At 41.9% G+C, this 25,732-nt stretch carries 30 protein-coding genes; 1 reads left to right on the forward strand and 29 read right to left on the reverse strand.

Annotated elements, in window-relative coordinates:
• The first annotated feature begins 63 nt into the window (after window positions 1–63).
• The gene (locus NSQ34_RS10955) at window positions 64–300 is read left to right on the forward strand and encodes a DUF2627 domain-containing protein (protein ID WP_024422931.1); all 237 of its coding nucleotides are present in this window, start codon (window positions 64–66) and stop codon (window positions 298–300) included.
• A 36-nt stretch (window positions 301–336) separates the two neighbouring features.
• Here NSQ34_RS10955 and NSQ34_RS10960 read toward each other — a convergent pair whose 3' ends face one another.
• The 29 genes from NSQ34_RS10960 to NSQ34_RS11100 form a co-directional block, all read right to left on the reverse strand.
• A complete protein-coding gene (locus NSQ34_RS10960) occupies window positions 337–1,074 on the reverse strand; it encodes a glycerophosphodiester phosphodiesterase (RefSeq protein ID WP_024422932.1) in 738 nt (245 codons plus the stop codon).
• A 227-nt stretch (window positions 1,075–1,301) separates the two neighbouring features.
• Window positions 1,302–2,402 (reverse strand): Rap family tetratricopeptide repeat protein, encoded by a 1,101-nt coding sequence (locus NSQ34_RS10965; RefSeq protein ID WP_176966999.1) that lies wholly within the window; start codon window positions 2,400–2,402, stop codon window positions 1,302–1,304.
• Window positions 2,403–2,858: 456 nt separating this feature from the next.
• On the reverse strand, window positions 2,859–3,662 hold the full coding sequence (spo0A, locus tag NSQ34_RS10970) for a sporulation transcription factor Spo0A (RefSeq protein ID WP_024422935.1): 804 nt from the start codon (window positions 3,660–3,662) through the stop codon (window positions 2,859–2,861).
• A gap of 285 nt (window positions 3,663–3,947) precedes the next feature.
• Window positions 3,948–5,225: a SpoIVB peptidase gene (gene spoIVB, locus NSQ34_RS10975; protein WP_034280268.1), complete on the reverse strand. Its 1,278-nt coding sequence runs from the start codon at window positions 5,223–5,225 to the stop codon at window positions 3,948–3,950.
• A gap of 200 nt (window positions 5,226–5,425) precedes the next feature.
• On the reverse strand, window positions 5,426–7,159 hold the full coding sequence (recN, locus tag NSQ34_RS10980) for a DNA repair protein RecN (protein ID WP_024428012.1): 1,734 nt from the start codon (window positions 7,157–7,159) through the stop codon (window positions 5,426–5,428).
• Between the two features lie 33 nt (window positions 7,160–7,192).
• Window positions 7,193–7,642 carry a transcriptional regulator ArgR gene (gene argR / locus NSQ34_RS10985; protein WP_024422938.1) on the reverse strand — a complete coding sequence of 150 codons (450 nt, stop codon included), beginning with the start codon at window positions 7,640–7,642 and terminating at the stop codon, window positions 7,193–7,195.
• A gap of 163 nt (window positions 7,643–7,805) precedes the next feature.
• Window positions 7,806–8,660 (reverse strand): TlyA family RNA methyltransferase, encoded by an 855-nt coding sequence (locus NSQ34_RS10990; protein WP_025092991.1) that lies wholly within the window; start codon window positions 8,658–8,660, stop codon window positions 7,806–7,808.
• Window positions 8,657–10,558 carry a 1-deoxy-D-xylulose-5-phosphate synthase gene (gene dxs, locus NSQ34_RS10995; RefSeq protein WP_268421055.1) on the reverse strand — a complete coding sequence of 634 codons (1,902 nt, stop codon included), beginning with the start codon at window positions 10,556–10,558 and terminating at the stop codon, window positions 8,657–8,659. Before dxs ends, NSQ34_RS10990 begins: the two co-directional genes overlap by 4 nt.
• A gap of 150 nt (window positions 10,559–10,708) precedes the next feature.
• Complete coding sequence (locus NSQ34_RS11000; protein WP_268456476.1) at window positions 10,709–11,599, reverse strand: polyprenyl synthetase family protein; 891 nt, start codon at window positions 11,597–11,599, stop codon at window positions 10,709–10,711.
• On the reverse strand, window positions 11,589–11,849 hold the full coding sequence (locus NSQ34_RS11005; protein ID WP_003215880.1) for an exodeoxyribonuclease VII small subunit: 261 nt from the start codon (window positions 11,847–11,849) through the stop codon (window positions 11,589–11,591). Before NSQ34_RS11005 ends, NSQ34_RS11000 begins: the two co-directional genes overlap by 11 nt.
• The gene (gene xseA, locus NSQ34_RS11010; RefSeq protein WP_056767306.1) at window positions 11,846–13,192 is read right to left on the reverse strand and encodes an exodeoxyribonuclease VII large subunit; all 1,347 of its coding nucleotides are present in this window, start codon (window positions 13,190–13,192) and stop codon (window positions 11,846–11,848) included. Before xseA ends, NSQ34_RS11005 begins: the two co-directional genes overlap by 4 nt.
• A gap of 70 nt (window positions 13,193–13,262) precedes the next feature.
• Window positions 13,263–14,114 carry a bifunctional methylenetetrahydrofolate dehydrogenase/methenyltetrahydrofolate cyclohydrolase FolD gene (gene folD, locus NSQ34_RS11015; protein ID WP_024422943.1) on the reverse strand — a complete coding sequence of 284 codons (852 nt, stop codon included), beginning with the start codon at window positions 14,112–14,114 and terminating at the stop codon, window positions 13,263–13,265.
• 11 nt (window positions 14,115–14,125) lie between these two features.
• Window positions 14,126–14,521 carry a transcription antitermination factor NusB gene (gene nusB, locus NSQ34_RS11020; RefSeq protein ID WP_012010530.1) on the reverse strand — a complete coding sequence of 132 codons (396 nt, stop codon included), beginning with the start codon at window positions 14,519–14,521 and terminating at the stop codon, window positions 14,126–14,128.
• A gap of 207 nt (window positions 14,522–14,728) precedes the next feature.
• Window positions 14,729–15,136 carry an Asp23/Gls24 family envelope stress response protein gene (locus tag NSQ34_RS11025; protein WP_034280262.1) on the reverse strand — a complete coding sequence of 136 codons (408 nt, stop codon included), beginning with the start codon at window positions 15,134–15,136 and terminating at the stop codon, window positions 14,729–14,731.
• Between the two features lie 25 nt (window positions 15,137–15,161).
• Complete coding sequence (gene accC, locus NSQ34_RS11030; protein WP_024422945.1) at window positions 15,162–16,511, reverse strand: acetyl-CoA carboxylase biotin carboxylase subunit; 1,350 nt, start codon at window positions 16,509–16,511, stop codon at window positions 15,162–15,164.
• Between the two features lie 11 nt (window positions 16,512–16,522).
• Window positions 16,523–17,005 (reverse strand): acetyl-CoA carboxylase biotin carboxyl carrier protein, encoded by a 483-nt coding sequence (gene accB, locus NSQ34_RS11035; RefSeq protein WP_034280261.1) that lies wholly within the window; start codon window positions 17,003–17,005, stop codon window positions 16,523–16,525.
• 194 nt (window positions 17,006–17,199) lie between these two features.
• A complete protein-coding gene (locus NSQ34_RS11040) occupies window positions 17,200–17,832 on the reverse strand; it encodes a SpoIIIAH-like family protein (protein ID WP_046312295.1) in 633 nt (210 codons plus the stop codon).
• Window positions 17,832–18,503, reverse strand: coding sequence for a stage III sporulation protein AG (gene spoIIIAG / locus NSQ34_RS11045; RefSeq protein ID WP_024428005.1), 672 nt, complete (start codon window positions 18,501–18,503; stop codon window positions 17,832–17,834). Before spoIIIAG ends, NSQ34_RS11040 begins: the two co-directional genes overlap by 1 nt.
• The gene (gene spoIIIAF, locus NSQ34_RS11050) at window positions 18,496–19,128 is read right to left on the reverse strand and encodes a stage III sporulation protein AF (RefSeq protein ID WP_135032090.1); all 633 of its coding nucleotides are present in this window, start codon (window positions 19,126–19,128) and stop codon (window positions 18,496–18,498) included. The genes spoIIIAG and spoIIIAF overlap by 8 nt, the downstream gene beginning before the upstream one ends.
• Before the next feature lie 14 nt (window positions 19,129–19,142).
• Entirely contained in the window at window positions 19,143–20,336 is a 1,194-nt protein-coding gene (spoIIIAE, locus tag NSQ34_RS11055; RefSeq protein WP_024422950.1) for a stage III sporulation protein AE, read from the reverse strand.
• Between the two features lie 19 nt (window positions 20,337–20,355).
• A complete protein-coding gene (gene spoIIIAD / locus NSQ34_RS11060; protein ID WP_087978339.1) occupies window positions 20,356–20,769 on the reverse strand; it encodes a stage III sporulation protein AD in 414 nt (137 codons plus the stop codon).
• The gene (spoIIIAC, locus tag NSQ34_RS11065) at window positions 20,766–20,972 is read right to left on the reverse strand and encodes a stage III sporulation protein AC (RefSeq protein ID WP_003153142.1); all 207 of its coding nucleotides are present in this window, start codon (window positions 20,970–20,972) and stop codon (window positions 20,766–20,768) included. The genes spoIIIAD and spoIIIAC overlap by 4 nt, the downstream gene beginning before the upstream one ends.
• 19 nt (window positions 20,973–20,991) lie before the next feature.
• Window positions 20,992–21,507 (reverse strand): stage III sporulation protein SpoIIIAB, encoded by a 516-nt coding sequence (spoIIIAB, locus tag NSQ34_RS11070; protein ID WP_024428003.1) that lies wholly within the window; start codon window positions 21,505–21,507, stop codon window positions 20,992–20,994.
• Complete coding sequence (gene spoIIIAA, locus NSQ34_RS11075; RefSeq protein ID WP_025092985.1) at window positions 21,501–22,424, reverse strand: stage III sporulation protein AA; 924 nt, start codon at window positions 22,422–22,424, stop codon at window positions 21,501–21,503. The genes spoIIIAB and spoIIIAA overlap by 7 nt, the downstream gene beginning before the upstream one ends.
• A gap of 66 nt (window positions 22,425–22,490) precedes the next feature.
• A complete protein-coding gene (locus NSQ34_RS11080; RefSeq protein ID WP_024422953.1) occupies window positions 22,491–22,772 on the reverse strand; it encodes a YqhV family protein in 282 nt (93 codons plus the stop codon).
• Window positions 22,773–22,942: 170 nt separating this feature from the next.
• Window positions 22,943–23,500 (reverse strand): elongation factor P, encoded by a 558-nt coding sequence (gene efp / locus NSQ34_RS11085; RefSeq protein WP_024422954.1) that lies wholly within the window; start codon window positions 23,498–23,500, stop codon window positions 22,943–22,945.
• Between the two features lie 25 nt (window positions 23,501–23,525).
• The gene (locus NSQ34_RS11090; RefSeq protein WP_024428001.1) at window positions 23,526–24,587 is read right to left on the reverse strand and encodes a Xaa-Pro peptidase family protein; all 1,062 of its coding nucleotides are present in this window, start codon (window positions 24,585–24,587) and stop codon (window positions 23,526–23,528) included.
• The gene (gene aroQ, locus NSQ34_RS11095; RefSeq protein ID WP_034621618.1) at window positions 24,584–25,027 is read right to left on the reverse strand and encodes a type II 3-dehydroquinate dehydratase; all 444 of its coding nucleotides are present in this window, start codon (window positions 25,025–25,027) and stop codon (window positions 24,584–24,586) included. The genes NSQ34_RS11090 and aroQ overlap by 4 nt, the downstream gene beginning before the upstream one ends.
• A gap of 108 nt (window positions 25,028–25,135) precedes the next feature.
• Window positions 25,136–25,663, reverse strand: coding sequence for a YqhR family membrane protein (locus tag NSQ34_RS11100; protein ID WP_034621617.1), 528 nt, complete (start codon window positions 25,661–25,663; stop codon window positions 25,136–25,138).
• Window positions 25,664–25,732: the final 69 nt, after the last annotated feature.

The raw sequence follows: 25,732 nt of genomic DNA on the forward strand, positions 1-25,732 counted from the left end.
TTTCTTGACAAAATATTTTTTGAATTAGACAATGGAAGTAAATGACGTTTAAGGGGACATTTGATGGGGAGAATACTTGCACTAGTGATTATTTTAATACCTGGCGCGCTTGCAGCACTTGGGATTAAGCTGCTGCGTGACACTGTTTTCGGCATCATCATTGCACCATTTCCATATTTATGGCTGCAAGGAATTGCAGGGTTGTTATTTTTAGGGGGAGGTCTTTATGTAGTGGCTGGCTTTATTTTATATAGAGACCGTAAACGAAATAAAGTGACTGCCCGCTTTAAACAGAGATAAAACGTGAAAAAAGACCCGCTGATTTAGAGCAGGTCTTTATTTCATTTCTTCTCTTATTTTCACGGCTCGGTCAGGAAAATCAGTAAAAATGCCATCGACACCTAAGGAAAACATGTTTTTCATTTGCTTTTCACTATTTACTGTAAACGGCCTGATCACTTGCTGAGATGCATGGAGAGCTGCCACCACCTCTTTGGTCACGCCGGCGCCCTTGATATTTGGATGGTAGCCCCTTGCTGGTACTGTTTTTATATACATCTCCGGCTGATGAATCACATCCATTGTGAGAACCGCAAGTTCAACATGCGGCATCAGTTTGTGAAAAAGAGCTAAACTGCCGTGATGAAACGATGAAACAAGTACACGGTCTTCTATTTGAAAATGCTCGATTTGTTTTTTTACTTTCTCTTCGATACCCGGATATCGATAAATGGAGTTTTTTAGTTCAATATTGATGATCAATGATGATTGTTGCGTCACTAGCTCTAATACTTCCTCCAAAAGAGGAATGGATACAGCACCGGTTTCTTCGTAGAAAGAATGACTCGCATCTCCCGCTTTTAATTCTTCATATGTATGGTCTTTCACTAAACCTTTCATGTTCGTTGTTCTGTTCAGTTTCTCATCGTGTATGACAGCAAGTCTGCCGTCTTTCGTCAGCTGAACATCCAGCTCAATTCCGTCAGCTCCCGAATGGAGTGCATGCTCGAAGGCTATCATGGTGTTTTCAGGATAAATGCCTTTAAAGCCTCTGTGTGCAAAAATTTTCGTCATAGGTCACCTCTAAATATGATGCTTCCTTACATTATGACGTGTCTTTTTTCGTTTTTCCAGTTTTGAGCGCATAAAAAAACCTCTTCTGATTCATACGAAGAGGTTGACAGATAAATTCGATCACGTAATCGCTCTGATGGCTTGCTCTGTCGTCTCTGCGTCAAGAGCAAAAAGGGAAGAAACAACTGCGACTGCTGTAACAACGGTTACACCTAACAACAACTTTTTCATAAGATAACCTCCACTTTCTTTTGAAGTATTTGTGCATCGAATTTCTTTTCAAGAAAACGAATGGCATTTTGATAATCATTTCGTTCCTTGAAGTATTTCGATATTTGTTCAGACAAATCCTCAAGCTCCACATATAATCTATTTTTTTCTATGTAGTCTAATTTTTCTGAGAATACGTCTGCTGCCTCACTATTCTCGCACATCAAATCCAAAATTTCAAATTTTACTATATATTCATTATTTTGGATATCACAACTATACAAAATACCCTCTTTAATATATTCCCTCGCCTCTTGATCTCCTAAATGAACCAAGGCATTTGCCAGAACATATAAAGATTGGATGTAATAATGGCTATTGTCACGGTGAATTTGAATGCCCATCCCTTTTTTGGCATAATGTGCACTTTTTTCATAATCATGCTTTGCATAATAAAGAACCGCTAAATTGTGATAGCATTTCCCAATGAGCACTTCATTGTTAATGCGCTTACTTTTCTCAAGTGCTTCTTTATACTTTTTCTCTGCTTCATCGAATTGGAACAAATCAATACAATTACTTGCATGTAAAATTAAGCTGTCAATCGCCTGCGCTGTGTACTCTTCATGCGCTTTGAATGTATCGATGGCTTTTTTAATATGATTAATGGATATGAAATTTTGTTTCAGTTCGTAATAGATCGAAGCAACCTTATGGTGAAAAGTTCCTACTTCCAGGTCTTCATTCACACGTTTTAGCCGCTGTTCTGCAATTTTGTAAAAGCTAATGGCTTCATCATACTTTTTCACATATGCAGCATATTGGCCTTTGTAAAAGTAAAAATAAAAATTAATAATGTCATCTGCCTTCTCATCGAGCGTTCCGACACTTTTCATAATTTGATTGGCTTTTTCAATATTTCCAAGTAACATTTCATGTCTGCCGTCAACAAGCTGATAATAAAGGAGAACTTCACGGTCTTCATCTGTATTTTTTAGCAAATTCTGAATTTTCTCTTTATAGACAGCAGATTTTTCTAAGTCATTCTGAGAAATGACCCTCGTCCACTTGCTAATTTCGTTCGCTACCTCAGCAGAGTGGATTTTCAGCTTTCCCATAACCTCACCCTCTTCTTTTCATTATTATAGCATAGTAAAAGAATGTGAAAATTATTAAATTCGACATTGGGAATATTCAGTTCAAATGGCACAATCTCTAAGAAGCCAGTGACTTTAAAACGCCAACCAATCAGGTCAATAGAAATAGAACTTTCGATCTCGTTTGCTTTAATTACCAAATCCATGAGACCTTTTCCTCTCATCCTTTTTCTTACGAATGAGCGTTTTCTTCTTCTATTTTGAAGACTTCATGATCGATTGGCGCAGCTGATTACCACTACTTTATGTCTTTTTTATTTTTTTCATGCTTTATTTTTCATTTTATTCTGAAAATAAAGCAGCCCGTTTGTCCAATTTAAACATTAAGATGATTTTATCAACCTAACCAATTTTTGACAACATCTTTCAAAATAAAAAAACGTCTCAATGAAGAAACGTTTTTTCATGAAAAAGATACTAGCTTGCTCTATGCTCTAAACGCAGACGATCAGCTACCATGGCAATAAATTCTGAATTGGTTGGTTTCGCTTTTGACATGCTGACAGTATAACCAAAGAGTGAGGAAATGGAATCAATGTTTCCTCTACTCCATGCGACTTCAATGGCATGACGAATCGCTCGTTCTACCCTGCTGGCAGTCGTGTTAAATTTCTTTGCAATGTCTGGGTACAACACTTTAGTGATGCTTCCGAGAAGCTCAATGTCATTGTACACCATAGAAATTGCTTCTCTTAAGTATAAATAGCCTTTAATATGAGCGGGCACGCCAATCTCATGAATAATGGTCGTAATGCTCGCATCTAAGTTTTTACGTTTCGGTTCAGGTTTGTTACGAAGAACACTGTTTTGGATTGATGAAGAGCGATGGGTAACTTGTGTGCCGTTTCCACTGACTTGACGAATATGACCTACTAGGTTTTCCATATCAAATGGCTTTAAAATGAAATAGGATGCGCCCAAATCAACTGCTTTTTTCGTGACATCTTCTTGTCCAAATGCCGTTAGCATAATCACACTTGGCTGTTTTGTCATTTCATTGTTTTCACGGAGGCGTTCTAGTACAGCAAGACCGTCTAAATGAGGCATAATAATGTCTAAGAGGAGAACGTCGGGCTCTTTATCTTTAAATAATGTCAGGCATTCCTGACCATTATACGCCACGCCAAGTACTTCCATATCTTCCTGTCCCTCAATGTACTCTGTCAAAAGGCCAACAAGCTCTCGATTGTCATCAGCTACACACACTTTAATTTTCTCCACGTTCTTTCCTCCCCAATGTCGATTCCTTTAGTCTTTTGCATTTCTCTTCTGAGTGTTCAATTCGACAAAACCATGCTATCACCTTTAAAAAACTTTAATTTTCCGAATAATAGAGCATTATCTAGCTTTTTCTACGTTTTTCTTAACGAATCGACGATTATTGCAATTTGACAACAAGCTTTTTTCCATTTTGTCGAAAAATCTCTTTTTCCTTATTTTATAACATGATGGAAGAGAAAGAAAGGGTAGAAAAAAACTGCCGGAAAATTCGCGGCAGTTTGATGATCAGCTTGCTTTTTTGTTTTTTTGATAAAGGTCGATTCCTGCTTCTGACAGCATCCATTCAATGTGTACGCCGTACCCGCTAGTCGGATCATTGACGAATACGTGTGTGACAGCTCCAATGACTTTGCCATTTTGGATGATGGGGCTTCCGCTCATTCCTTGGACGATTCCGCCCGTTTTGCTTAAGAGCCGCTCATCTGTTACCTTTAATACCATTCCTTTAGTTGCTGGGAATTTCTGCGGTGTTGTGCTGACAATTTTAATATTAAACTTCTCCACTTTATCATGATCCACAACGGTTAAAATTTCTGCTGGGCCTTCTTTTACTTCATTAGATAAAGCGACTGGAAGTGGTTTATCTGCTACATGATTTTCAAGCTTTTCGGTTAACGTACCAAAGATACCAAAAGGGCTGTTGCGGGAGATATCTCCTATTGTTTTTCTTTCGGAAGAGAATCTCGCCAATTTTTCTCCAGGATTGCCTCCTGTGCCTTTTTCAATCGATGTCACGGTTGATCTAACAATTTCACCATTGTCGACAACAATTGGTTTTTTTGTATCCATGTCAGAAATCACATGCCCAAGGGCACCATATTTTTTAGATGAAGGTTCAAAAAAGGTCATCGTGCCGATTCCTGCTGCAGAATCACGAATGTAAAGACCAATTCGATAGATGCCTTCACTTGCATCTTTTGCGGGTGTTAATGTTGTTTGAAAGGTTTTATGATCTCTCTTTATGAGCAAACGAAGCGTTTCACCCGTTTTCCCTGCTTTCTGAATAAATGGGGTGAGGTCATTCATTTTCTCCATTTTTTGACCATTGATTTCAATGATCATATCCCCTGATTGAATGCCTGCGGCTTCACCTGGTGATTTTTTGCCGTCTGCTGTTGTGATTTGATGAAAACCTACAACGAGAACTCCTACAGAGTGGAGCTTGACGCCAATGGATTGACCTCCAGGAATGACTTTTAATTCAGGGAGAACGTCAACTTTTGTTTTCTTAATAGGAAATCCTTTAAAATCATAAACAATTTCGGCTTTTCCCGCCTTTTGTCCTGTAATATCCAGCTGATTCTTTTTCTCTGAAAGGCTAAAGGCTGGTGAAGAAGCATTGGCTGACGCTTCAATCGATGTGTCAATTGAGTGCTTCTGTTTTTCAAATACAGCAACATTTGTTGGAATGCTGATGTATTCCTTCACTATGCTCATAAACCCTGTACTTATTAAAGAAACAAGGAGAATCACACCAATGGCTTTTCTCATCTTTTCGGGCATTCATTTTTCACTCTCCTCGCTCCTTACCCACACCAGAACACTCATGTTTTGGCTACATCTTTACTTTTGCCTTCTTCGAGAGGATTTATAACCGGCAGCTTTAGAAAATGATTGGATAAATTGATAAAAGAAAAAGACGATTTTATGGGTATATACGCCGGCTTTTACACAACATATAAAAAAGGCAGCTGATGATTCAGCTACCCTGTTGTTTTGACATCATTTGCTTGGTGCAATAGTTCTTTTGCATGCTGTTTTGTCAGCTCAGTCACTTCCACACCAGCAATCATCCGGCCAATTTCACTCACTTTTTCTTCATGACTTAATGGTTTGACACTCGTCAGTGTTCTGCCCGCTTTCGAGCGTTTAGAAATGAAGAGATGCGTGTCAGCCATTGCGGCTACTTGAGGCAGGTGTGTAATACAGAGCACTTGTGATCCAGACGCAACTTTGTAAATTTTCTCAGCAATGGCTTGTGCCACTCTGCCGCTGACACCTGTATCAACTTCATCGAAAATAATGGATGTGACGTCTTGTTTAGCTGAGAAAATACTCTTCACAGCGAGCATGACACGTGAAATTTCTCCACCTGAGGCTACTTTCGATAAAGATTTCATCGGTTCGCCTGTATTTGTAGAAATGACAAATTGTGCTTGGTCGATTCCATTTTTCCCGAGCTGGACAGGTTTTCCGTCTAATAGCGGACAATCAGTGCTGCCAAATGGCGCATATCGAACAGAAAAAGCTGTGTCAAATGATGACTTCTCCATATACAAATCCTTGAGCTCTGTTTGGATTTGCTTCGCTAGCTTTTTGGCCCATTTTTTACGCAGCTCCGAAACGTTAAGTGCTTCGAGCAGGGCGTCACGGCTCATCGCATCTAATTTATTTTTGAGCGTCTGCAGATGGCTGTCTCGATTTTGGATTTGATCTATTTCTTCTTCAATCTTCGCGGCATACTCCAAAATTTCTTCAACGGTTGTGCCGTATTTTCGTTTTAGCTGCTTCATTTCATTCAGCCTGGATTCAATAAAATCAAGACGAGCCGGATCGAATTCTAATTGATCCAGCATGCTCCGCATTTGGAAGGTTGAATCCTCTAATAAGTAGTAGGAGTTCGACACTTGTTCAGATAGCTTTTTCAAATCATCGTTGATCTCAGACACCTGATCAAGCTCGCTTGAAGACATACCAACCCAATCTAGCCCTCCTTGCTCATTACGCAAGGCGTTATATGCGTTTTGGAGTGAGGAATAGATTTTTTCGTAGTTGCTGATTTGATGACGTTCTTCCTGAAGCTTCTCATCTTCTCCCGGCTCTAATTGTGCCGCCTCAATCTCCTCTAGCTGAAATTGCAGTAAATCTAACCGGTGCACCATTTCCTGCTCATTCTCAGACAGCTGCCTGAGCTTTTGAGCCGTCTTCATATATTGATCATATGCTTCTTGATACTGCAAGAGAGCCGGTGCAATGTCTTCTGCTCCAAATTGATCGAGCAAATGCAGATGATTTTCATCTTCCATGAGCAGCTGGTTATCGTGCTGTCCATGTATATCAAGCAAAAGCCGTCCTACTTCCCGTAAAAGTGAGATGGTGACAAGCTTTCCATTAATCCGGCAAATGCTTTTCCCGCTGTTATTAATATCACGGCGGAGGATCATCATTTCATCTGATGCGTCAATTCCCTGCTCTTCGCATAGAGCAAATACAGGGTGATCGGCTGGTACAAGAAAAAGCCCTTCCAGCTCTGCCTTTTTTTCACCGTAGCGGACAAATTCAGAGGATCCTCTTCCTCCCACGAGAAGTGAGACAGCGTCAATCATGATGGATTTTCCGGCACCTGTTTCCCCCGTTAGAACCGTGAGTCCTTTTTCAAATGAAACCGTTAACTCTTCAATGATTGCAAAGTTTTTAATGGTTAGTTCTGCTAACACTCATTTGACACCTCTTTTAGTAAACCTGATTCTTTATAGAAGCTCTAAAATTTTGCTCGAAACTGTCTCTGTATCATCTGGGGTGCGGCAAATGATTAAAATCGTATCATCCCCGCAAATCGTTCCCATAATTTCTTCCCAATCTAAATTATCCATTAAAGCACCAATCGCCTGAGCATTACCCGGCATTGTTTTCAGAACAATTAAATGACTGGCAGCATCCATTTTAATAAATGCATCCATTAGGGACCGCTTCAGCTTTGACAGCGGGTTAAACCGCTGATCCGCAGGAAGACTGTATTTATATGTTCCATTGTTCGTCGGAACTTTCACTAAATGTAATTCTTTAATATCTCTAGAAACGGTCGCTTGTGTGATGTTATATCCATCGGCTTTCAAAATATCGACCAATTCATCTTGTGTTTCAATTTCTTGGCTTGCAATGATTTCTCTTATTTTAATATGCCTTTGACCTTTATTCATATTTGACCCCCCTAGGCGTTTCATTCTCAGTTTGTCTTTACGTTCTATGTTATATGATGCACACTTCAAAAAACAAGCATTACGTGAGATACGGCCAATTCTTGTCTTTTGACCATGTAAAAAGGAATAATAGCGAGCTATTATTCCTTTTGTTTCAATGATTTCATGTGTCAGCCGGCTCAGGGCTGTTTTTCTTTTCTTTCAATACGGAATGGGCTTCCTTGACGACCTTCTCAAGTTCTGAAGCAGGGAGTGCCGCATTTTCTTCTTGATCAGGATGAAGCACTAAATGAAGCAGAAATTCAATATTTCCATCTCCACCAGTGATAGGCGAAAATGATACATCCTTTACATCATAGCCTTCTTTTGCAGCAAATTGATTCATCTCTTCTAGTACACCAAGGTGGACAGACGGCTCACGTACGATGCCTTTTTTCCCAACAAGCTCTCTGCCTGCTTCAAATTGAGGCTTGACGAGCGCAATACAGTCACCACCCGGAACAAGAATATGCTTTAAAGCCGGCAGAATGAGTTTGAGTGAGATAAAAGATACATCAATCGATGCCACTTCTGGCAATCCTTCAGTAAAATCAGCTGGAACGGAATGGCGGAAATTGGTGCGCTCCATGACGATGACCCTGTCATCCTGCCTTAATTTCCACGCAAGCTGATTGTAGCCAACGTCTACAGCATATGATTTGACTGCTCCATTTTGAAGAGCACAATCTGTAAATCCGCCTGTTGATGAGCCAATATCAATCAGCAATTTCCCTTCAACTGTCAGATCAAATTCTTTAAGCGCTTTTTCAAGCTTTAACCCGCCGCGGCTTACGTATTTGAGAGGGTTCCCCTTCACTGTAAGCGGCGTATCACGAGCAATTTTCTCGCCTGGTTTATCCAAACGGGTTTCATTTGAGTAAACGATCCCTGCCATGATGGCACGCTTTGCTTTCTCTCTTGTTTCCATTAGTCCTTGTTCGACTAATAAAACGTCAAGTCGTTCTTTCTTTGATGTCATGATCCAATTCCTTTTCTTGGTGCTGCTGGAAGCAGGTCACGTAAAGTCTCAGCAACCTGTGCTTTCGTCAGTCCAATTTCTTCAAGCAGGGCATCAACACTTCCATGCTCAATAAATTGATCTGGGATACCCATACGTTCTACTTTGATATGTGATGCTTTCTTGTCGTGTAAATATTCTAATACGCTACTGCCAAACCCGCCTTGAAGCACAGCTTCTTCAATCGTTAAAATCGGAATCCCTTCAGAAAGAATGTCATGTAGCATCGCTTCATCAAGCGGCTTAATAAACCGAGCGTTGACGACACGAATTGATTTCCCTTCTTTTTGAAGTTCCTCAGCTGCTTGCAGCGCCATTTTAATCGTCGTTCCGAATGTTAAGATGACGGCATCCTTCCCTGGACGAAGAACCTCCCAGGACCCAATCGGAATGGTTTTCAGCTGTTCATCCATTTTCACGCCAAGACCATTTCCGCGTGGGAAACGCATGGCAATAGGACCGTCATCATACTGAATGGCTGTATTGACCATGTGCTGGCCTTCATTTTCATCCTTCGGCATCATGAGCACCATATTCGGCATATGACGCATGAAGGCAATATCAAACACACCTTGATGCGTTTCTCCATCTGCACCGACAAGACCCGCCCGGTCAATTCCGATAAATACATTGAGGTTTTGGCGGCAAATATCATGCAGCACTTGATCATAAGCTCTTTGCAGGAATGTTGAATAGATCGCTAAAAATGGCTTCATATTCTGCGTCGCAAGCCCAGCTGCCATTGTTGCTGCATGCTGCTCAGCAATTCCTACATCAAACATTCGCTCTGGAAATTCCTTTGCAAAGCCTTCAAGTTTTGAGCCAACAGGCATCGCAGGCGTGATGGCCACAATTCGCTCATCTTTCCGCGCAAGCTTTCTGACTGTTTCACTGACAAGACCACTCCATGACGGTGCAGCAGCTGCTGGTTTTACAAAATCACCTGTATCAATTTTGTATGGACCTGTGCCGTGCCAAGTCCCGATTTTATCGGATTCTGCCGGCTGATAGCCTTTTCCTTTTTTCGTGATGACATGCAGCAGGACAGGACCTTTTGTTTTCTTTGCATATTCAAGGTTTTCAAAAAGATCTTCATAAGAATGTCCATCAACAGGACCTAAGTAAGTGAATCCCATTTCCTCAAAGAACATGCCAGACACTAGTAAATACTTGAGGCTGTCTTTAATACGCTCTGCTGTGGCAGCAAGCTTTCCGCCTACAGCTGGGATCCGCTTAAATAAATACTCGAGCTCGTCCTTTACCCATTGGTACTTGCCTGCTGTGCGCAGTCTGCCAAGCATGGTGTGAATTGCACCGACGTTTGGTGCAATACTCATTTCATTATCGTTTAAGATAACGATCATGTCTTTCTTTTCATCACCGATATGATTCAGAGCTTCAAGCGCCATACCTCCGGTTAATGCACCATCTCCGATAATCGGCAGGATATATTCATCTGTCCCTTTAATATCCCGCGCCGCCGCCATACCCATCGCGCCAGATAATGACGTTGAGCTGTGGCCTGTTTCCCAAACATCATGCTCACTTTCATTTCGTTTAGGAAAACCGCAAAGTCCTTTATATTGACGAAGTGTATCAAACTCCGCCCCTCTTCCAGTTAACAGCTTGTGAACATAAGACTGATGTCCAACATCCCAAAGGAATTTGTCTTTCGGGCTGTCAAATACTTTATGAAGGGCAACCGTGAGTTCAACGACACCCAGGTTTGGACCGATATGCCCGCCAGAGTTAGCCAAGGACTCAATTAAAAACATGCGAATGTCAGCACTAAGCTCCTCTAATTCTGCATTTGACATTCCTTTTAGAAACGTTGGATTTTTTATTGATAAAAGATCCAATCAGGATCAACTCGCTTTCAACAAAATTTCTATCTACATATATAATGTCTTATTCCTATGAAAACCAAGCGGGAATAAGAGTTGTCTTATCATGATAAACTGTTTACAGTTTACCACAATTGCTCGAAGACCCTCAAATCTAGGCTGTTTTTAATGATCTCTTGAGGCGATCAGATCACATAACTCATGCAGCAATTGCTGCTCTAATTCAAGATTTGAGACAATTTCTTTTGCACGTGTGATGTGCTCGTGCAGCTTTTCTTTTGCTCCTGAAAGCGTTAATAAAGAAGGATATGTCGACTTTTCATTCGCTGTATCAGAGCCGACTCGTTTTCCTATTTTTTCTTCGCTTCCTTCGAGGTCTAAAATGTCATCACGGATTTGAAAAGCAATGCCAATATGATAGCTGAATTCTCTTAGTTTTTCGATATCCTCATCTGATGCTCCTGCCAGCATTGCACCTGCTGTGACGCTGAATGTAAGAAGCTTTCCTGTTTTCCGGGCATGAATGGATTCTAGTTCAGCAAGCGGGACTTGTTTTTGCTCTGCTTCCATGTCATCAAATTGACCGCCAACCATCCCTAGTGCACCTGCTGACCGCACAAGCTCATCTACGATTCTAAGCTTTTGGTCAGAAGTGACGCTGCTAGATAGCTGCGATGTAATCAGACGAAAGCTTTCCGTTAAAAGTGCATCACCAGCGAGAACCGCTGTTGCTTCCCCATATACTTTATGGTTAGTCGGCTTTCCTCTGCGAAGGTCATCATCGTCCATGCAAGGAAGGTCGTCATGTATCAATGAATACGTATGAATCATTTCTACAGCACAGCCAACCGGTATGCCATCTTCTTCGTTTTTTCCGTAAGCATGTAATAAAGCAAGAACGAGAACAGGGCGAAGTCTTTTCCCTCCAGCTTCAAGAGAGTAAAGCATCGAAGATTTTAGTTCTTCTGGAATCTTCAATTCCTGAACATATGTAAATAAATACTCTTCAATGGCCTGTTTTCGTGTTGTTAAAAAATCCTGCAAATTACTTGTCACCAGCATCTGCCTCCTTCACCGAGAAAGGAGCCAGTTCACCGTCCTCTTTTAAAATGAAATCCATCTGCTTTTCAACGTGCTGTAATTTTTCATGACAAAGCTTTGAAAGTGTCATGCCTTCTTGGAAATAATGAATGGCTTGCTCAAGTGGTACATCTCCTTCTTCGAGCTTCCCAACGATCTCCTCAAGACCTTTCATCGCTTCTTCAAATGTCATTTGTTCTTCTTTTTGTTTATTTGATTCTGTCATGATGATTGCCCCTCCTTCTCAATAACCTCACAAATCAGACGTCCATCCTTCATGGTGATAGCCAGCTGATCTTTCGTATCGACTTGGTTTACACTTTTAATCAGTTCATTGTCTTTATAGGCTAAACTGTAGCCTCTTTCCATCACTTGAAGTGGATTTAATGCATTTAGTTTACCAAGAACAGATTGGAACTGCGAATGAATTGTTTTCATTTGCACATTCATGCTGCGGATGAGCTGTTCTGTTTCATTGGTGTGGCGTTTTTTCGCCTGAAGCAGCTGCTCTTTTGGATGAAGCGGCTTCAGCCTGTATGTCTGGCGGTCTAGTTGACTGCGTTTTTGTTCAATTTGTCTCGTCAGCTGTTTTTGAAAACGGTCAAATACCAAATCGAATTGCTGCTCTTTTTGCTCCTGCAATCGTTTTGGAAAACGGAAGGCATAAGAGGATTGCAGCGCCACAAGACGGTCTTTCGCTTGTGATGTTCGGTTCTTCACGGCCCTTGTAAGCCGAATGTCGATGGATTTGATTCGTTCTATTAAATCGGCTGTGCTTGGAACAGCGAGCTCGGCTGCTCCTGTTGGTGTGGGTGCTCTCATGTCTGCAGTGAAATCACTGATCGTAAAGTCCGTTTCATGCCCCACTGCAGAAATGATTGGAATGTCTGATGCGAAGATTGCTCTTGCGACAGCTTCTTCATTAAAGGCCCAAAGTTCTTCGATCGAACCGCCTCCTCTTCCGACAATCAAGACATCACAGATCTGTTTTTCATTTGCTTCTTTGATCCGCTCTACGATTGAACGGACGGCATTTTCACCTTGGACAAGCGCCGGAAGCACAATGATTTTCGCCTGCTGATAACGCCGGTTAATCGTTGTGATGACATCTCGAACAGCCGCTCCTGTTGGGGATGTAATGACACCAACAACCTCTGGATATTCAGGAATTGGTTTTTTATAGCGCGCATCAAATAAGCCTTCACTTGCCAGCTTTTTCTTCAGCTCTTCATAAGCGAGATGAAGAGCACCAACACCATCAGGCTGCATTTCTTTTGCATATAATTGATAGTTGCCGCTTGGTTCATATACTTGAATCCCGCCGCGTACAAACACTTTCATTCCGCTTTTTGGTGAAAAAGGCAGCTTTGCTGCGGAACGCTGGAACATGACGGCTTGCATGCGTGCGTTTTCGTCTTTTAAGGTGAAGTACACATGACCTCTTGAATGAATCTTCACATTGGATAACTCACCTTTGATCCAAATATCTTCTAAATGCGGATCAACATCAAATTTTCTTTTTATGTATTTTGTAAGGGCTGTGACCGTCACAAAGGCTTTTTCACTCATGACGTATTCCTCCTCTTCAAAAACGCACATTCATCCACCGGCAGCATGCGGGTGGATGAATGGATAAAGCTTATGCTAATGTACGTTTTGCTGATTTAACCGTATTATGTGCAAGCATAGTAATCGTCATTGGACCGACTCCGCCAGGGACTGGTGTGATGTAAGAAGCTTTTTCTTTCGCTTCTTCAAAATCAACATCCCCAACAAGCTTCCCAGTATCTAAACGATTGACTCCTACATCGATGACAATTGCGCCTTCTTTGATTTGGTCAGCTTTTATAAAGTTTGCTCGACCGACGGCAACAACTAAAATGTCCGCTTTTAACGTATGTTCTGAAATATTCGCCGTTCTTGAATGGCAGTAAGTAACCGTTGCATTTTCGTTTAACAGCAATTGTCCCACTGGTTTGCCGACAATATTGCTGCGCCCTACAACAACCACTTCTTTTCCAGAAAGACTAACACCCGTTTTGTTCAGTAATTCAACAATGCCTGCTGGTGTACAAGGTAGGAATGTATCTTCTCCAAGCAGCATTTTCCCGATATTTAATGGATGGAAACCATCTACATCTTTCTCAGGTGAAATACGTTCAATGACGGCTTTTTCAGAAATATGTTTTGGCAGTGGAAGTTGAACAAGAATCCCGTGGAATTGATCGTTCGCATTGTACTGATCAATCAGCTGAAGCAATTCTTCTTCTGTTAAAGAAGCATCTAAATGATCAAGCTGAAAGTGCATGCCCATTGCTTCTGCTGCTTTTTTCTTCCCGCGTACGTAAGAAAGTGAAGCCGGATCATCACCGATTAGAATAACGGCAAGACCAGGTGTGACTCCTTTTTGTTTTAGTTCTTCTACTTCTTTTGCTAATTGTTCACGTTTTTCTTTTGCTGTTTCTTTCCCATCGATGATTGTTGCTGTCATGTCGAATCCTCCTATTGCTGCTTTAGGTCGTTTTTAATGTTCGAAAGTACACCATTTACAAATTTCGGTGCTTTATCATCGCCGAATAATTTGGCGAGTTCAATCGCTTCATTCATTGAGACACTAACTGGGATGTCTTCTTGATACACCATCTCGTACACAGACAGCCTTAAAATGGCTCTGTCTACGTTTGCAATACGGTCGAGTTTCCAATTCACTAGATGCTGTGAGATCATGTCATCAAGCTTGTCCTTTTGTTCAAGCACACCGAAAACCAGTTCCTCGAAAAAAGGATCTGATTCTTGTTCATCCAGCGCATGTGTAATGGCCTCTTTCGGATCAATATTGCTCACATCAATTTGAAATAATGTTTGTAGCGCCTTTTCTCTTGCAGTTCTTCTTTTCATTATTTACTCCTTTAACCACTTTATCCGCTTGTCGTTAAGCCATACAGAGATCATAACATATTTTGACCGTGGTCGCACCAAGATCCATGCGAGCTGTGACGAAAAACGAATCAATCAACGTGTGATTATCAATATTCGGAAATTACTCAAAAATGGGCTTTAAAAAACCAAAGAGGCAATGCCTCCTTGGTTTCACTTGAACCCTTTTTACATTTCTTGATCTACTTCAGCCTCAGGTGCTTTTGTATCAAATTGAATGCCAACGACATGAATGTTAATTTCATTAATTGTTAAGGCAGTCATGTTCAAAAGGGTTTGACGGATATTTTCTTGTACAGCAGTGGATACCTTTGGAATGGATAGGCCAAATTCAACCACACAATACACATCGATTGTGATGCCTTCATCAGAGACATCTACTTTTACACCTTTACGGTGATTTTTCTTACCAAAGCGTTCTGCTACATCAGCAGCGAAATTGCCGCGCATTTCGGCAATGCCTTCGACTTCTGAAGCGGCGATCCCAGCAATGACTTCAATCACTTCTGGTGCAATTTGCACTTTTCCCAATTGATCTTCATCAAGGTTCATTTCAAGCAAATTGTTTTCTGACACGATCATTCACCTCCGAAAGCTGTGATTATTTCATGATTTGGTATGTTTCTAAAAACTTCGTATTAAAGTTACCGCTCACAAATGTTTCATGCTCGAGCAATCTAAGGTGGAATGGAATCGTTGTGTAGACTCCTTCAATGACGAATTCTTGAAGCGCCCGTTTCATTTTTGCAATCGCTTCTTCTCTTGTCTTACCATATGTGATCACTTTGGCAATCATGCTGTCATAATATGGCGGAATCACATAGCCCGGATAAGCGGCAGAATCAACTCGTACACCTAAACCGCCTGGCGGAAGATACATTTTAATTTCACCAGCTGAAGGCATGAAGTTTTTCTCTGGGTTCTCTGCATTGATGCGGCATTCGATCGCCCAGCCTTCATATACGACATCTTCTTGTGTAAGTGAAAGCTTCTCACCTGATGCAACCTTGATCTGTTCTTTGATCAAGTCTACACCTGTGACCATTTCTGTCACAGGATGCTCTACTTGAATACGAGTATTCATTTCCATGAAGTAGAACTTCTCTTCATTATAATCATAAATGAATTCGACTGTTCCAGCACCTGTATATTCAACAGCTTCTGCTGCTTTTACGGCTGCTTCACCCATTTGCTCACGGATGTCTGCATTTAGTGCTGGTGATGGCGTTTCTTCAAGAAGCTTTTGCATTCTTCTTTGGATCGAGCAATCACGCTCTCCTAAATGAATCGTATTGCCATGCTGATCTGCAAGCACTTGAATTTCCACATGTCTAAAGTCTTCAATGAACTTTTCTAAATAGACACCAGGGTTCCCAAAGTTTTGCGCCGCTTCCTGCTGCGTGATGGTGACTCCGTTAATAAGCTCTTCTTCTGTACGAGCCACGCGGATTCCTTTACCGCCTCCGCCTGCAGTTGCTTTAATAATCACAGGATACCCAATACTAGCTGCTGTTGAAACAGCATCATCAAGATCTTTTACAATTCCTTGAGAACCAGGGACGATCGGAACGCCTGCATTCTTCATTGTTTCTCGCGCGACATCTTTCGTTCCCATTTTGGAAATCGCTGACGCAGTTGGTCCAACAAAGATCACATTACATTCCTCGCAAAGCTCTGCAAAGTCTGCATTTTCTGCTAAAAAGCCGTACCCTGGATGGATGGCATCTGTTCCTGTTAATTTTGCTACGCTGACAATATTTGTGACATTTAAATAACTATCTTTAGAAGCAGTCGGTCCGATGCAATATGCTTCATCAGCCATTTGTACATGCAGCGCATCACGATCCGCTTCAGAAAATACCGCAACAGTTTCAATTCCAAGCTCTTTACAAGCGCGGATAATTCTAACTGCGATTTCTCCTCTGTTTGCAATTAATAGCTTTTTAATCATGATCGTACTCCTTACTCTGCTTTCACTAGAAAGAGGGGTTGTCCGAATTCTACAAGCTGACCGTTTTCAGCTAATACTTCGACGATTTCACCTTTTACTTCTGCTTCGATTTCATTAAACAGTTTCATCGCTTCCACGATACATACAACAGTGTTTTCCTTCACCTTGGAACCTGTTGTCACGTATGGATCTGCTTCTGGTGAAGAGGAAGCATAAAATGTGCCAACCATTGGGGATGTGATTTTATGCAGATTTTCAGACGCAGCTGCCTCTTGTGCAGGGGCTTCGGTCTGAGCTGGAGCTTGTGCTGTAGGAGCTTGTTGAGCTGGAGCTGCTTGGACAGGAGCCACTGGTGCTTGTGCCGCAACTTGCTGAACGACTTCTTTATTTTTCTTCAGTTTGATTTTTGCACCTTCGTTTTCGTACGTAAACTCATCGATAGTAGAGTCGTCAATTAATTTAATCAGTTCATGAATTTCTTCGATTTTTAACATGGATTTGCACCCCTATGTATGGATTTATCTTTTTATTATAGGCTAGTACTAAAAGTACATACTATAACCATCTTACAGGAGGATTTCGATGAATTCAACTACTATTGTGGCAAAGCGCCTCGCGAAAGCACCTTGGAGGGGGCGTCAAGCCGCATCAAAAAACGCCCTTTTCCGCAAAGGGCGCCAGTTCTTTTTTATTGATTAGTGGGCTCGAAAGTGACAGCTACGTTATCAAGACCTCTCATTTCTTTTGTGACCATATCAATAATATCGGCCGCTTGAGATTTTGATTTTTTATCAGAACGAACCGTGATACTCACTTTATCTCCTTCAGCACTTACGAGCGCGTCTTTATAGCCTTTTGTTTTGATCAAGGTCTCAAGCTGACGCTCAGTTCCTTCTGCTTCACTGAGCGCTGTCATTTGATCGTATGCTTCACTTTTTTCTTGGGCTGTTGCATCGTCACTGGAGACAATTTCGTTGTATTCTTCGCGCTGCTTGCTTCGTTTATCTTCAAGCTCTAGTCTGTATGTTGTAAAAAGCTCATCGTCTGTTTGCTCTGACACAGCCTTTCCTTCTTCACCGCTTGTTTCGATATCCTCTTGTTTGCCGTTTGTTTCTTTGTCAGTGGATTTCTTATCAGTACCTTTTTCCGTTCCTTTATCCGTCCCTTTTTCTGTTTCAACCTTTTTCTCTTCAGTGCCTTTTGATTTCGTATCTTCTACTGTCACTGCATTTTCACCCTGTGGAGACATGATATAGTACACACTTAATACGACAACTAAACTTAGCATCGTTAATAGCCAAACCGTTTGTTTTTTTAACATCATTCCGAATCCTCCTTGATTTTTTTAGGGGCAACAGCCACTCTATGGCTCGGTACATCAAGCACTCGTGTAACCGCTTCAATGATGGTTTTCTTTATTTGAACGTTGTCTACTCCTTGAGCAACAACGAGGACACCTCGGATTTCTGGTTTTTTCGTTTGAACAACGACTGGTGTTTCTTCATTGCCATTTTTGATGATGACGACTTCTTCTTCTTTTGTTTGATCGGTGACACTTCGCACGCCGCCTTCTTTATCTGTTTCCTCGGTCGTTGTACTTTTATTGGATTTGTTTTTTTCAAACACTTTTAAAGACGTTGCATCTACATTGACTACAATGGATACATCCTCAACGCCGATGATGGTCTCTAAAATTTCTTTCAGCTGATTTTCGTATTCTTGCTCCACATCCTCAATTGAATTTTTTGGTTTACCTGAGGATGCCGGTTTGAATACCTCCTGCTCTTCTGAGGATGTTTTTTTAGAAGCAGGAACCGCAGCTTGTTGTTTGCTTGATGGCGGTGACAAGATCTGACTGACTAACATGAAAGATACGCCGATAATGAATACAAGCAGCAAGTAATGGTGCTTCGTTAATTTGGGTTTCCCTTCACCTTTTTCAGGCGGCTGGAAGAATGATTTCAGCTTTTGTTTCCAGTCCTTGTTATTCATGATCTGCTGCGTCACCTCCCTCAATGTTCAGCGCGATGTGCTCAGGACTCGTATTCCAAACATCAGCAAGTGTCTCTTTCACCCTCGTGATCTCTTTGCTAGAAGATCCAGCGCTTTCCTCCTTTTGCTTGGAGAGATCAATGTCCACCTTTGCCACCGTTTCTACAGAATCACCTGTGAGCGGGGAAAGAACTGCTTTGATGCGAAATTGATCCGCCTCCATATTCTGATCCAGATGCTCCTCATCAGCCAGCACTTCTACGTGTTTCATTACATAGCTCTCCTTCTCCAGTGGCTCCTTTGCGCTTTTTTCTAGTTGGACAGCCATTTGCTTTAAAATATATGCACGCTGAGAGGCTTGTATTTCTTTTTTTTCTAAATTCATCTGATTTTTTATTTCTTCTGACTGCGCTTCTTCCTTCCCTTTCATCAATTCTGAAAAAATTTGATCAGGATCAGCTCGAAATAAAGCAAAAATCGGATTGAGCATCACCACGATTAGCAGCAGGCTGACGACCATTTTTGCATACTTTTGCATGCTCGAATTGGGAAGCAGAAGATCAATAACAATCGCAAATAAGATAAAAAGAATAATACTTGTGATCCATTCCGTGAGAAAACTCAAAAGGTGTCCCCTCCTTACTTCATCATCATGGTCAGGTTACCAGCAGTGATGATGACGGTAATGCTTAAAAAGAACATGAGCGACACAACAGCAAGTGCGGCAAATATATACAGCACACTTTTTGAAATGACATCAAGACAGCTGATGATGGGTCCGCCCCCTAACGGCTGAAGGATGGCAGCAGCAAGCTTATAGATAAGGGCTAACGAAAGCACTTTAATCGCCGGGAAAGCGGCAATTGAAATCAAAATGGCGACCCCAACTAGTCCGACTGTATTTTTGAGTAAAACAGAGGCGCTGATCACGGTATCGGTCGCATCTGTAAACATTCTGCCTAGGACAGGGATGAAGTTTCCGGTAATGAATTTGGCTGTACGAAGAGCGATTCCATCCGTAACGGCCGCAGATGCACCCTGAACGGAAATGACGCCGAGAAAAACGGTTAAAAAAACGGCAAGCCCGCCAATTGCCACATTTCTTAACAGCTGGGCAAGCTGGGTGACCTTGTATTGTTCGGTCAGCGTACTGATAATGCTCAATATTGCAGATAAAAAGATGAGCGGGAGAACGACATACTGAATGAAAACACCGCTCGTGTTCATTAAAAATATAATAACGGGATGAAAGAATCCGGCTGAGACAAGCCCGCCTGATGAAGCAATAAGCGCTAGTAAAAGAGGAATAAGAGCAAGAATAAAACTGGTCATCGTTTGAATGGCTTCTGTGGCATAGGAAATCGCCACATGAAAGCTGTTAAGTGCAATAATAATCAGCACCATATAAACAAGAGCATATGCGACTTTGCTGACGGTGCTTTGTTCAAAGGCATTTTGTAAAAGCTGCAAAAGCGAACAAAAGATGGTGAGTAAAATCAGAGTACCTAGGAGCTTTCCGTTTGCAATGACCTCGTGAAACAGATAATGTACAAAGGCTTTCAGCCATGTTTGGGGAGACAGCTCTTTATCGCCGTCAATCATTTCCTTCACTGTGCCCTTTTGGCTTTCTGGCAAAAAGCCGCCATACTCGTCCAAAATGGTTTCCCAAAAGTCACTGATGGAATGAAGCTCAAGTGCATCAGCCTGTCCATTCGCCACTTCCTGTGCTGCTGGCTGTTCATTAGATAAAGGTTCTTTTTCTTCTGCCCCTGCATGCGGAGCAATCAGCCAAAAGAAAAGCATCAATCCCATTACAGCGGTCACCCGTTTCATTGTCATCACCTCTTTTCATTTACGTCATGGACGGGATCATTCCTAAGATCGTCTCAATGATGACTGTTAAAATCGGGACTGCCATCACCAAGATGAGAATCTTGCCGCCTAGCTCTATTTTGGATGCAATGGCGCCTTGTCCAGCATCCTTCGTTAGCTGAGCGCCAAATTCCGCAATATAGGCAATGCCAATGATCTTCAATATGGTTTCAACATACTTCATATTGACGCCGGCACTTGCTGCAATTTTTTCAATCATCGAGATAATGGCATAGATTTGATCAATTAAATAAAGAAAAATGACACATCCGGTAAAAACAACAAGCATAAAGGCGAAGGTTGGCTTTTGTTCTTTGACGATTAATGCTAAAAAAGTAGCGATTAAACCAAGTCCAACAATTTGTATGATTTCGATTTGTAAGCCCTCCCCTATCCTTGAAATAGAAATACGGCTTTAATCTTTTTAAACAAATCGTCTACAATGGTTGCCACCATAAACAAAATGTAGATAAACCCAAGCAGCGTCACCCACTGAGCGTACTCTTTCTTCCCCATTTGGTCTAAAATCGTATGGAGAAAGGCCACGACGATGCCTACTCCGGCAATTTGAAAAATGACGTTTACATCAACGCCCATGCTCTCGACTCCCTTCCTCTCACATCAATAAAAGAATCAGTAGTAATCCGCTTAAAAATCCGAGGCTTCTGACCATTTTTTCATTTTTCGCTTGGGCGATTTCAGCTTCTTTCTCCTCTGATTCCAAATGGCCTAAAGCAAGCTTGATATACTTTTGCTGAGAAGTGACATCATGCTGGCCAAGTGTTTCTCCAAAGTGCTTCAACGCCTCATATTCGCCTTTTTTCAATACGGTTTTTTTCCAAACATCTTCAAGACTTTCGTTCCATGCATGGCGTGCAGAAAAGGTCCCCACTTTCAGCTTTTCTGCAAATTGTTCAAACAGCTGATTCACAGGTGGACCTACCTGCGCTGCAATTTGCTCTGCCGCCCGTGCTAAAGGGGTTTGACCATACATAATTTCAGCTTCAAGAGACTGGAGAGCAAACCGGAGCTGCCGAATTTGTTTAGGTCTGTCGCTATATCGTTTGGCAAACTCGAAGCCTCCCCAAGTCGTGGCCGCGACAATGAAAATAGCGCCAATGAGCTTTAACATACGTCCACTCCCCGCCTCCATTTCATCTCTTGGCCGTCCCCGCCGTACATTCGCCCGATCGTGCCAGGCCCATTGTTTCGATTTAATTCAACATATCGTTCAAACACACGAAGCTCCCATAACGGTTTAAAAGAAGGTCGTTTATATACATCTTCAAGTGAATAGCCATGAGCTGAGACGATGATGTTGACTCCGGCATGAATCGCTTCTAAAAGTGCCTCGACATCCTCACTTTTTCCGATTTCATCGACAATCATGACCTCTGGGCTCATAGACCGAATCATCATCATCAACCCTTCAGCCTTTGGACATGCATCGAGTACATCAATCCGGTGGCCAAAATGGTGCTGCGGCACCCCTCTTATACATCCGGCAATTTCAGAACGCTCATCAATAATGCCTGTTTTTCTAGGAGGAATGGTTTTTGTGCCTGTACTAGCAAGACGTGCTATATCCCGGAGCAATGTGGTTTTCCCCGTTTGCGGGGGGCCGATGATGAGTGTATTGTGCCAGTGCTCTTCATATAAATAAGGAAGAAAAGGAAGCGCAATCCCGATTTTTTCTTTGGCAATGCGGATATTAAATGAAGAGATATCTCTTAACCCTTTGACAAATCCGTTTTCAACGATCACCTTCCCAGCAAGTCCTACCCGGTGTCCGCCAGATATCGTGATATAGCCCTGTTTTAGCTCTTCCTCAAGTGTGTACATGCTGTAATTGCTCAGCCTGCCTAATAGCTGAGACGCATCTTCCCAGGTGGTGCGATAAGAAAGGAAACGTGGTTTTCCTCCCTGCATTAATTCAATAGGACGATCCGTGCGAATGCGGATTTCTTCTATTTGCGCCCATTCTGCCTCTTTCAGCAGCCTGAGTTCTTGTCCAATCGAGTGCGGGAGAATATCCAACAAACTCCGCAACGAATTCCCCTCCTTTTTTTCTTCTCTAAAATGTATGATGTGAGCCGTTAATTATGCCAAGCCGTTTCACTTATAGATCCCAACAAGAATAAACACGACACCAATGAAAATGAACACGAGCTTTGCATAGGATAGCTGCCCGGCAATTTGATAGATTCCAATCGTCATCGTGATAATAAAAATGAGCGGCCCGATGATTGCCAATATACTATTGATGACTACCGCTTTCCGTACATCATTTGTGATTAAAATAAGGATGGCTGCCGTCAGTTCAATGGCGGCAGATAAGAACCTCATGCCTGCCATTGCAGCGACTGACGGGTGTAGACCTGGGAGAAATTGTTTCATATAGAACCTCCAGCTTTTTTTACACTATATGCTTGACCAGCTGGAAGTAGTCTTGTTTTTCAGGAAGGAAGAGAGATGAATGAGAGAATTGAGAGAAGACCTGCCTTGAGGAGTCATTTTTCCAATAAAAAAAGACTGTAAACACGAGGTTTACAGTCTTTTTTCGTTCATTACGCTCTTGAAACGTATGAGCCGTCAGATGTATTAATCACTAGTTTATCTCCTTGGTTCACAAAGAAAGGAACGTTGACGATTAAACCAGTTTCAGTTTTTGCAGGTTTTGAGCCGCCTGATGTTGTGTCACCTTTAATACCAGGCTCTGTTTCTACTACTTCTAGTTCTACTGTGTTTGGAAGTTCTACTCCAAGAGTTTCAGCACCGTACATCACGATTTGAACAGACATATTTTCAAGCAAATATTTCAGCTCATCTTTAATTTGTGCTTCACTTAGTTCAAGCTGCTCATAAGAACTTGTATCCATGAAAACATGCTGATCGCCATTTGCATACAAGTATTGCATTGTTTTTGTTTCGATTTGTGCTTTCGCTACTTTTTCGCCTGCGCGGAATGTTTTTTCTTGAATGGCACCTGTACGCAGGTTACGCAGTTTCGAACGAACAAACGCTGCGCCTTTCCCTGGTTTTACGTGCTGAAAATCCACTACTCGCCAAATACCGCCGTCCACTTCAATTGTCAGGCCAGTACGAAAATCGTTTACTGAAATCATTTTGTCATCCTCCTACATTTCACCATCATAATATGATAAGTTCTTTCGGTGAGTGGGTCAATCGTTTATTGCCGTCAGCTGTCAGGACAATATCATCCTCAATTCTCACGCCGCCGACATCTGGCAAGTAAATCCCCGGCTCAACTGTGACGACCATTCCCTCTTCTAAAACGACCTCTGATCGTGAGGAAAGGCCTGGCGCTTCATGTACTTCCATACCTAGCCCGTGCCCGGTTGAATGCCCGAAGTATTGACCATAGCCATACTTTTCAATGATGTCTCGTGTGATGCGATCAGCTTCTTTTCCTGTTAAGCCTGGCTTGATTCTATCCACACCAGCGTTTTCTGCTTCTAATACGATATGATAAATTTCCTTTAGCTTGTCGCTTGGTGTTCCGACAGCAATCGTTCTTGTCATATCAGAACAATAGCCTTTATAGTAAGCACCAAAATCGAGTGTCACTAAATCACCAGATTCAATCACCTTTTCACTCGCTCTTCCGTGAGGCAGGCTTGAACGAACACCTGAGGCAACTATCATATCGAATGAAGATCCTTCAGCACCTTCTTTTCTCATGAAAAATTCAAGCTCGTTCATGACAGCAATTTCCGTCAGGCCCGGCTTGATGTAAGTGAGAATATGATCAAAGGCGTGATCTGCAATCTTCGCAGCTTCCTCTAATATCTTAATCTCTTCACTAGACTTAATCAAGCGCAACTTTTCAACTGATTCAGAGACTGGAACAAGCTCTATACCGCCTGCTTTGGCTGCGTACTGCTGGTACGTGGCAAATGTCATATGGTTTTGTTCGAACCCAAGGCGTTTCACTCCAAATTCCTTTGCCGTTTGAGCAGCCGTTTCCACAATGTTTCCTTTATGTTCAATGATGTCATAGCCTTTGACTTGATCCTTCGCTTGCTCTGTATAGCGGAAGTCCGTGATAAAAGCTGCTCGGTCCTTTGAAACGACAGCAAGACCGGCTGATCCGGTAAAGCTGGTCATATACTGTAAATTAAAACTGCTCGTAATGACAAGGCCATCGATCTCTAATTCACTTAAAAGTGCTCTTAGTTTTTCAAGTTTCATGATACTGATCCCCCTTCACTGACTAAATAACGAATCGCCAATTTATACCCTTCTAAGCCAAGCCCAACGATTTGTCCTTGGCATACTGGAGCAAGTACAGAATGATGGCGGAATTCCTCTCTCTTATGAACATTTGTGATATGTACTTCAATGACTGATAAAGAAATACTTGCAATGGCATCTCTCAGCGCATAGCTGTAGTGGGTAAATGCACCCGGGTTAAACACGACACCATCGTATTGATCTTCTGCTTCATGGAGCGCATCAATCAAATCCCCTTCGTGATTTGATTGAAAGAACGTTAATTGGATGTTTGCTCGTTCTGCGAACTGGAACAAATCCGTCTCTAAATCTGTCAGCGTCTTACTTCCATAAACAGCAGGCTCTCTTTTGCCAAGCCTATTTAAATTGGGTCCATTCAGTACAAGAAAATGAGGCATATGACCACTCCTTCACCCTAATTCAATCTATATCGAGATCTGTTTCTTTTTCCTTAGAAACCTTTCGTTTCCAAAAATATTTTATCATATGAATAGGCGATTTACACTTTATTCTGTCTTTTTCCCGAGTGCCCTCGCAAGCTTTTGACTCGTCAATTCATTATATTCAAACGAAATGCTGTACCCGACAAACATGCCATATAAAATATATAGGCAAAATGTCGTGACAACGGTGCTTTGCTGCAACTCTTGTACTTGCTTTACATCTGGGAAAATGGGATTAAATACGTAAAAAACGAGCAGCCATAAAAGCCCGCCATATACTAAACCCATCCAAAAGCCTTTGATCCTTTTTAAAAGCCCAAAATAAATAAAGGCGGCTCCAATCGATAAAACTCCTAACAGCACAATACTGATAAAAGTACCAAGTCCTCCCTTTTTCCATTCTCCAAGCACAAATGGCTGAAGCAGCATATTGGGACTCACCTCTGAAAAATGAAACACATGGGTTAGAAACCCGATAAAGCCCCAAAAAACACCGCCGACAAAGCCTGTAGCAGCGGCTCTTGCCACAAGTGATGTCGTTTGCACGGACTGATTTTTTTCTTCTTGGTTTTTCTTTTCATCACGTTTCATTTGTGAACACCTCCAGCAAGTAGTATGTCCAAAATGTCATGAAAAAAAAGGATTTCCATGCGTGAGTGT

The sequence above is a fragment of the Bacillus sp. FSL P2-0069 genome, assembly GCF_038593315.1.
Taxonomy (GTDB): Bacteria; Bacillota; Bacilli; order Bacillales; family Bacillaceae; genus Bacillus; species Bacillus safensis.

What these genes read in the sequence shown, in the direction of transcription:
- NSQ34_RS10955 (WP_024422931.1), top strand. Translation starts at nt 64, where the DNA reads ATGGGGAGAATACTTGCACTAGTGATTATTTTAATACCTGGCGCGCTT.
- NSQ34_RS10960 (WP_024422932.1), bottom strand. Translation starts at nt 1,074, where the DNA reads ATGACGAAAATTTTTGCACACAGAGGCTTTAAAGGCATTTATCCTGAA.
- NSQ34_RS10965 (WP_176966999.1), bottom strand. Translation starts at nt 2,402, where the DNA reads ATGGGAAAGCTGAAAATCCACTCTGCTGAGGTAGCGAACGAAATTAGC.
- spoIVB (WP_034280268.1), bottom strand. Translation starts at nt 5,225, where the DNA reads ATGCCCGAAAAGATGAGAAAAGCCATTGGTGTGATTCTCCTTGTTTCT.
- argR (WP_024422938.1), bottom strand. Translation starts at nt 7,642, where the DNA reads ATGAATAAAGGTCAAAGGCATATTAAAATAAGAGAAATCATTGCAAGC.
- NSQ34_RS10990 (WP_025092991.1), bottom strand. Translation starts at nt 8,660, where the DNA reads ATGACATCAAAGAAAGAACGACTTGACGTTTTATTAGTCGAACAAGGA.
- NSQ34_RS11005 (WP_003215880.1), bottom strand. Translation starts at nt 11,849, where the DNA reads ATGACAGAATCAAATAAACAAAAAGAAGAACAAATGACATTTGAAGAA.
- xseA (WP_056767306.1), bottom strand. Translation starts at nt 13,192, where the DNA reads ATGAGTGAAAAAGCCTTTGTGACGGTCACAGCCCTTACAAAATACATA.
- folD (WP_024422943.1), bottom strand. Translation starts at nt 14,114, where the DNA reads ATGACAGCAACAATCATCGATGGGAAAGAAACAGCAAAAGAAAAACGT.
- nusB (WP_012010530.1), bottom strand. Translation starts at nt 14,521, where the DNA reads ATGAAAAGAAGAACTGCAAGAGAAAAGGCGCTACAAACATTATTTCAA.
- accC (WP_024422945.1), bottom strand. Translation starts at nt 16,511, where the DNA reads ATGATTAAAAAGCTATTAATTGCAAACAGAGGAGAAATCGCAGTTAGA.
- accB (WP_034280261.1), bottom strand. Translation starts at nt 17,005, where the DNA reads ATGTTAAAAATCGAAGAAATTCATGAACTGATTAAATTAATTGACGAC.
- NSQ34_RS11040 (WP_046312295.1), bottom strand. Translation starts at nt 17,832, where the DNA reads ATGTTAAAAAAACAAACGGTTTGGCTATTAACGATGCTAAGTTTAGTT.
- spoIIIAG (WP_024428005.1), bottom strand. Translation starts at nt 18,503, where the DNA reads ATGAATAACAAGGACTGGAAACAAAAGCTGAAATCATTCTTCCAGCCG.
- spoIIIAE (WP_024422950.1), bottom strand. Translation starts at nt 20,336, where the DNA reads ATGAAACGGGTGACCGCTGTAATGGGATTGATGCTTTTCTTTTGGCTG.
- spoIIIAC (WP_003153142.1), bottom strand. Translation starts at nt 20,972, where the DNA reads ATGGGCGTTGATGTAAACGTCATTTTTCAAATTGCCGGAGTAGGCATC.
- spoIIIAB (WP_024428003.1), bottom strand. Translation starts at nt 21,507, where the DNA reads ATGTTAAAGCTCATTGGCGCTATTTTCATTGTCGCGGCCACGACTTGG.
- NSQ34_RS11080 (WP_024422953.1), bottom strand. Translation starts at nt 22,772, where the DNA reads ATGAAACAATTTCTCCCAGGTCTACACCCGTCAGTCGCTGCAATGGCA.
- efp (WP_024422954.1), bottom strand. Translation starts at nt 23,500, where the DNA reads ATGATTTCAGTAAACGATTTTCGTACTGGCCTGACAATTGAAGTGGAC.
- NSQ34_RS11090 (WP_024428001.1), bottom strand. Translation starts at nt 24,587, where the DNA reads ATGAAACTTGAAAAACTAAGAGCACTTTTAAGTGAATTAGAGATCGAT.
- aroQ (WP_034621618.1), bottom strand. Translation starts at nt 25,027, where the DNA reads ATGCCTCATTTTCTTGTACTGAATGGACCCAATTTAAATAGGCTTGGC.
- NSQ34_RS11100 (WP_034621617.1), bottom strand. Translation starts at nt 25,663, where the DNA reads ATGAAACGTGATGAAAAGAAAAACCAAGAAGAAAAAAATCAGTCCGTG.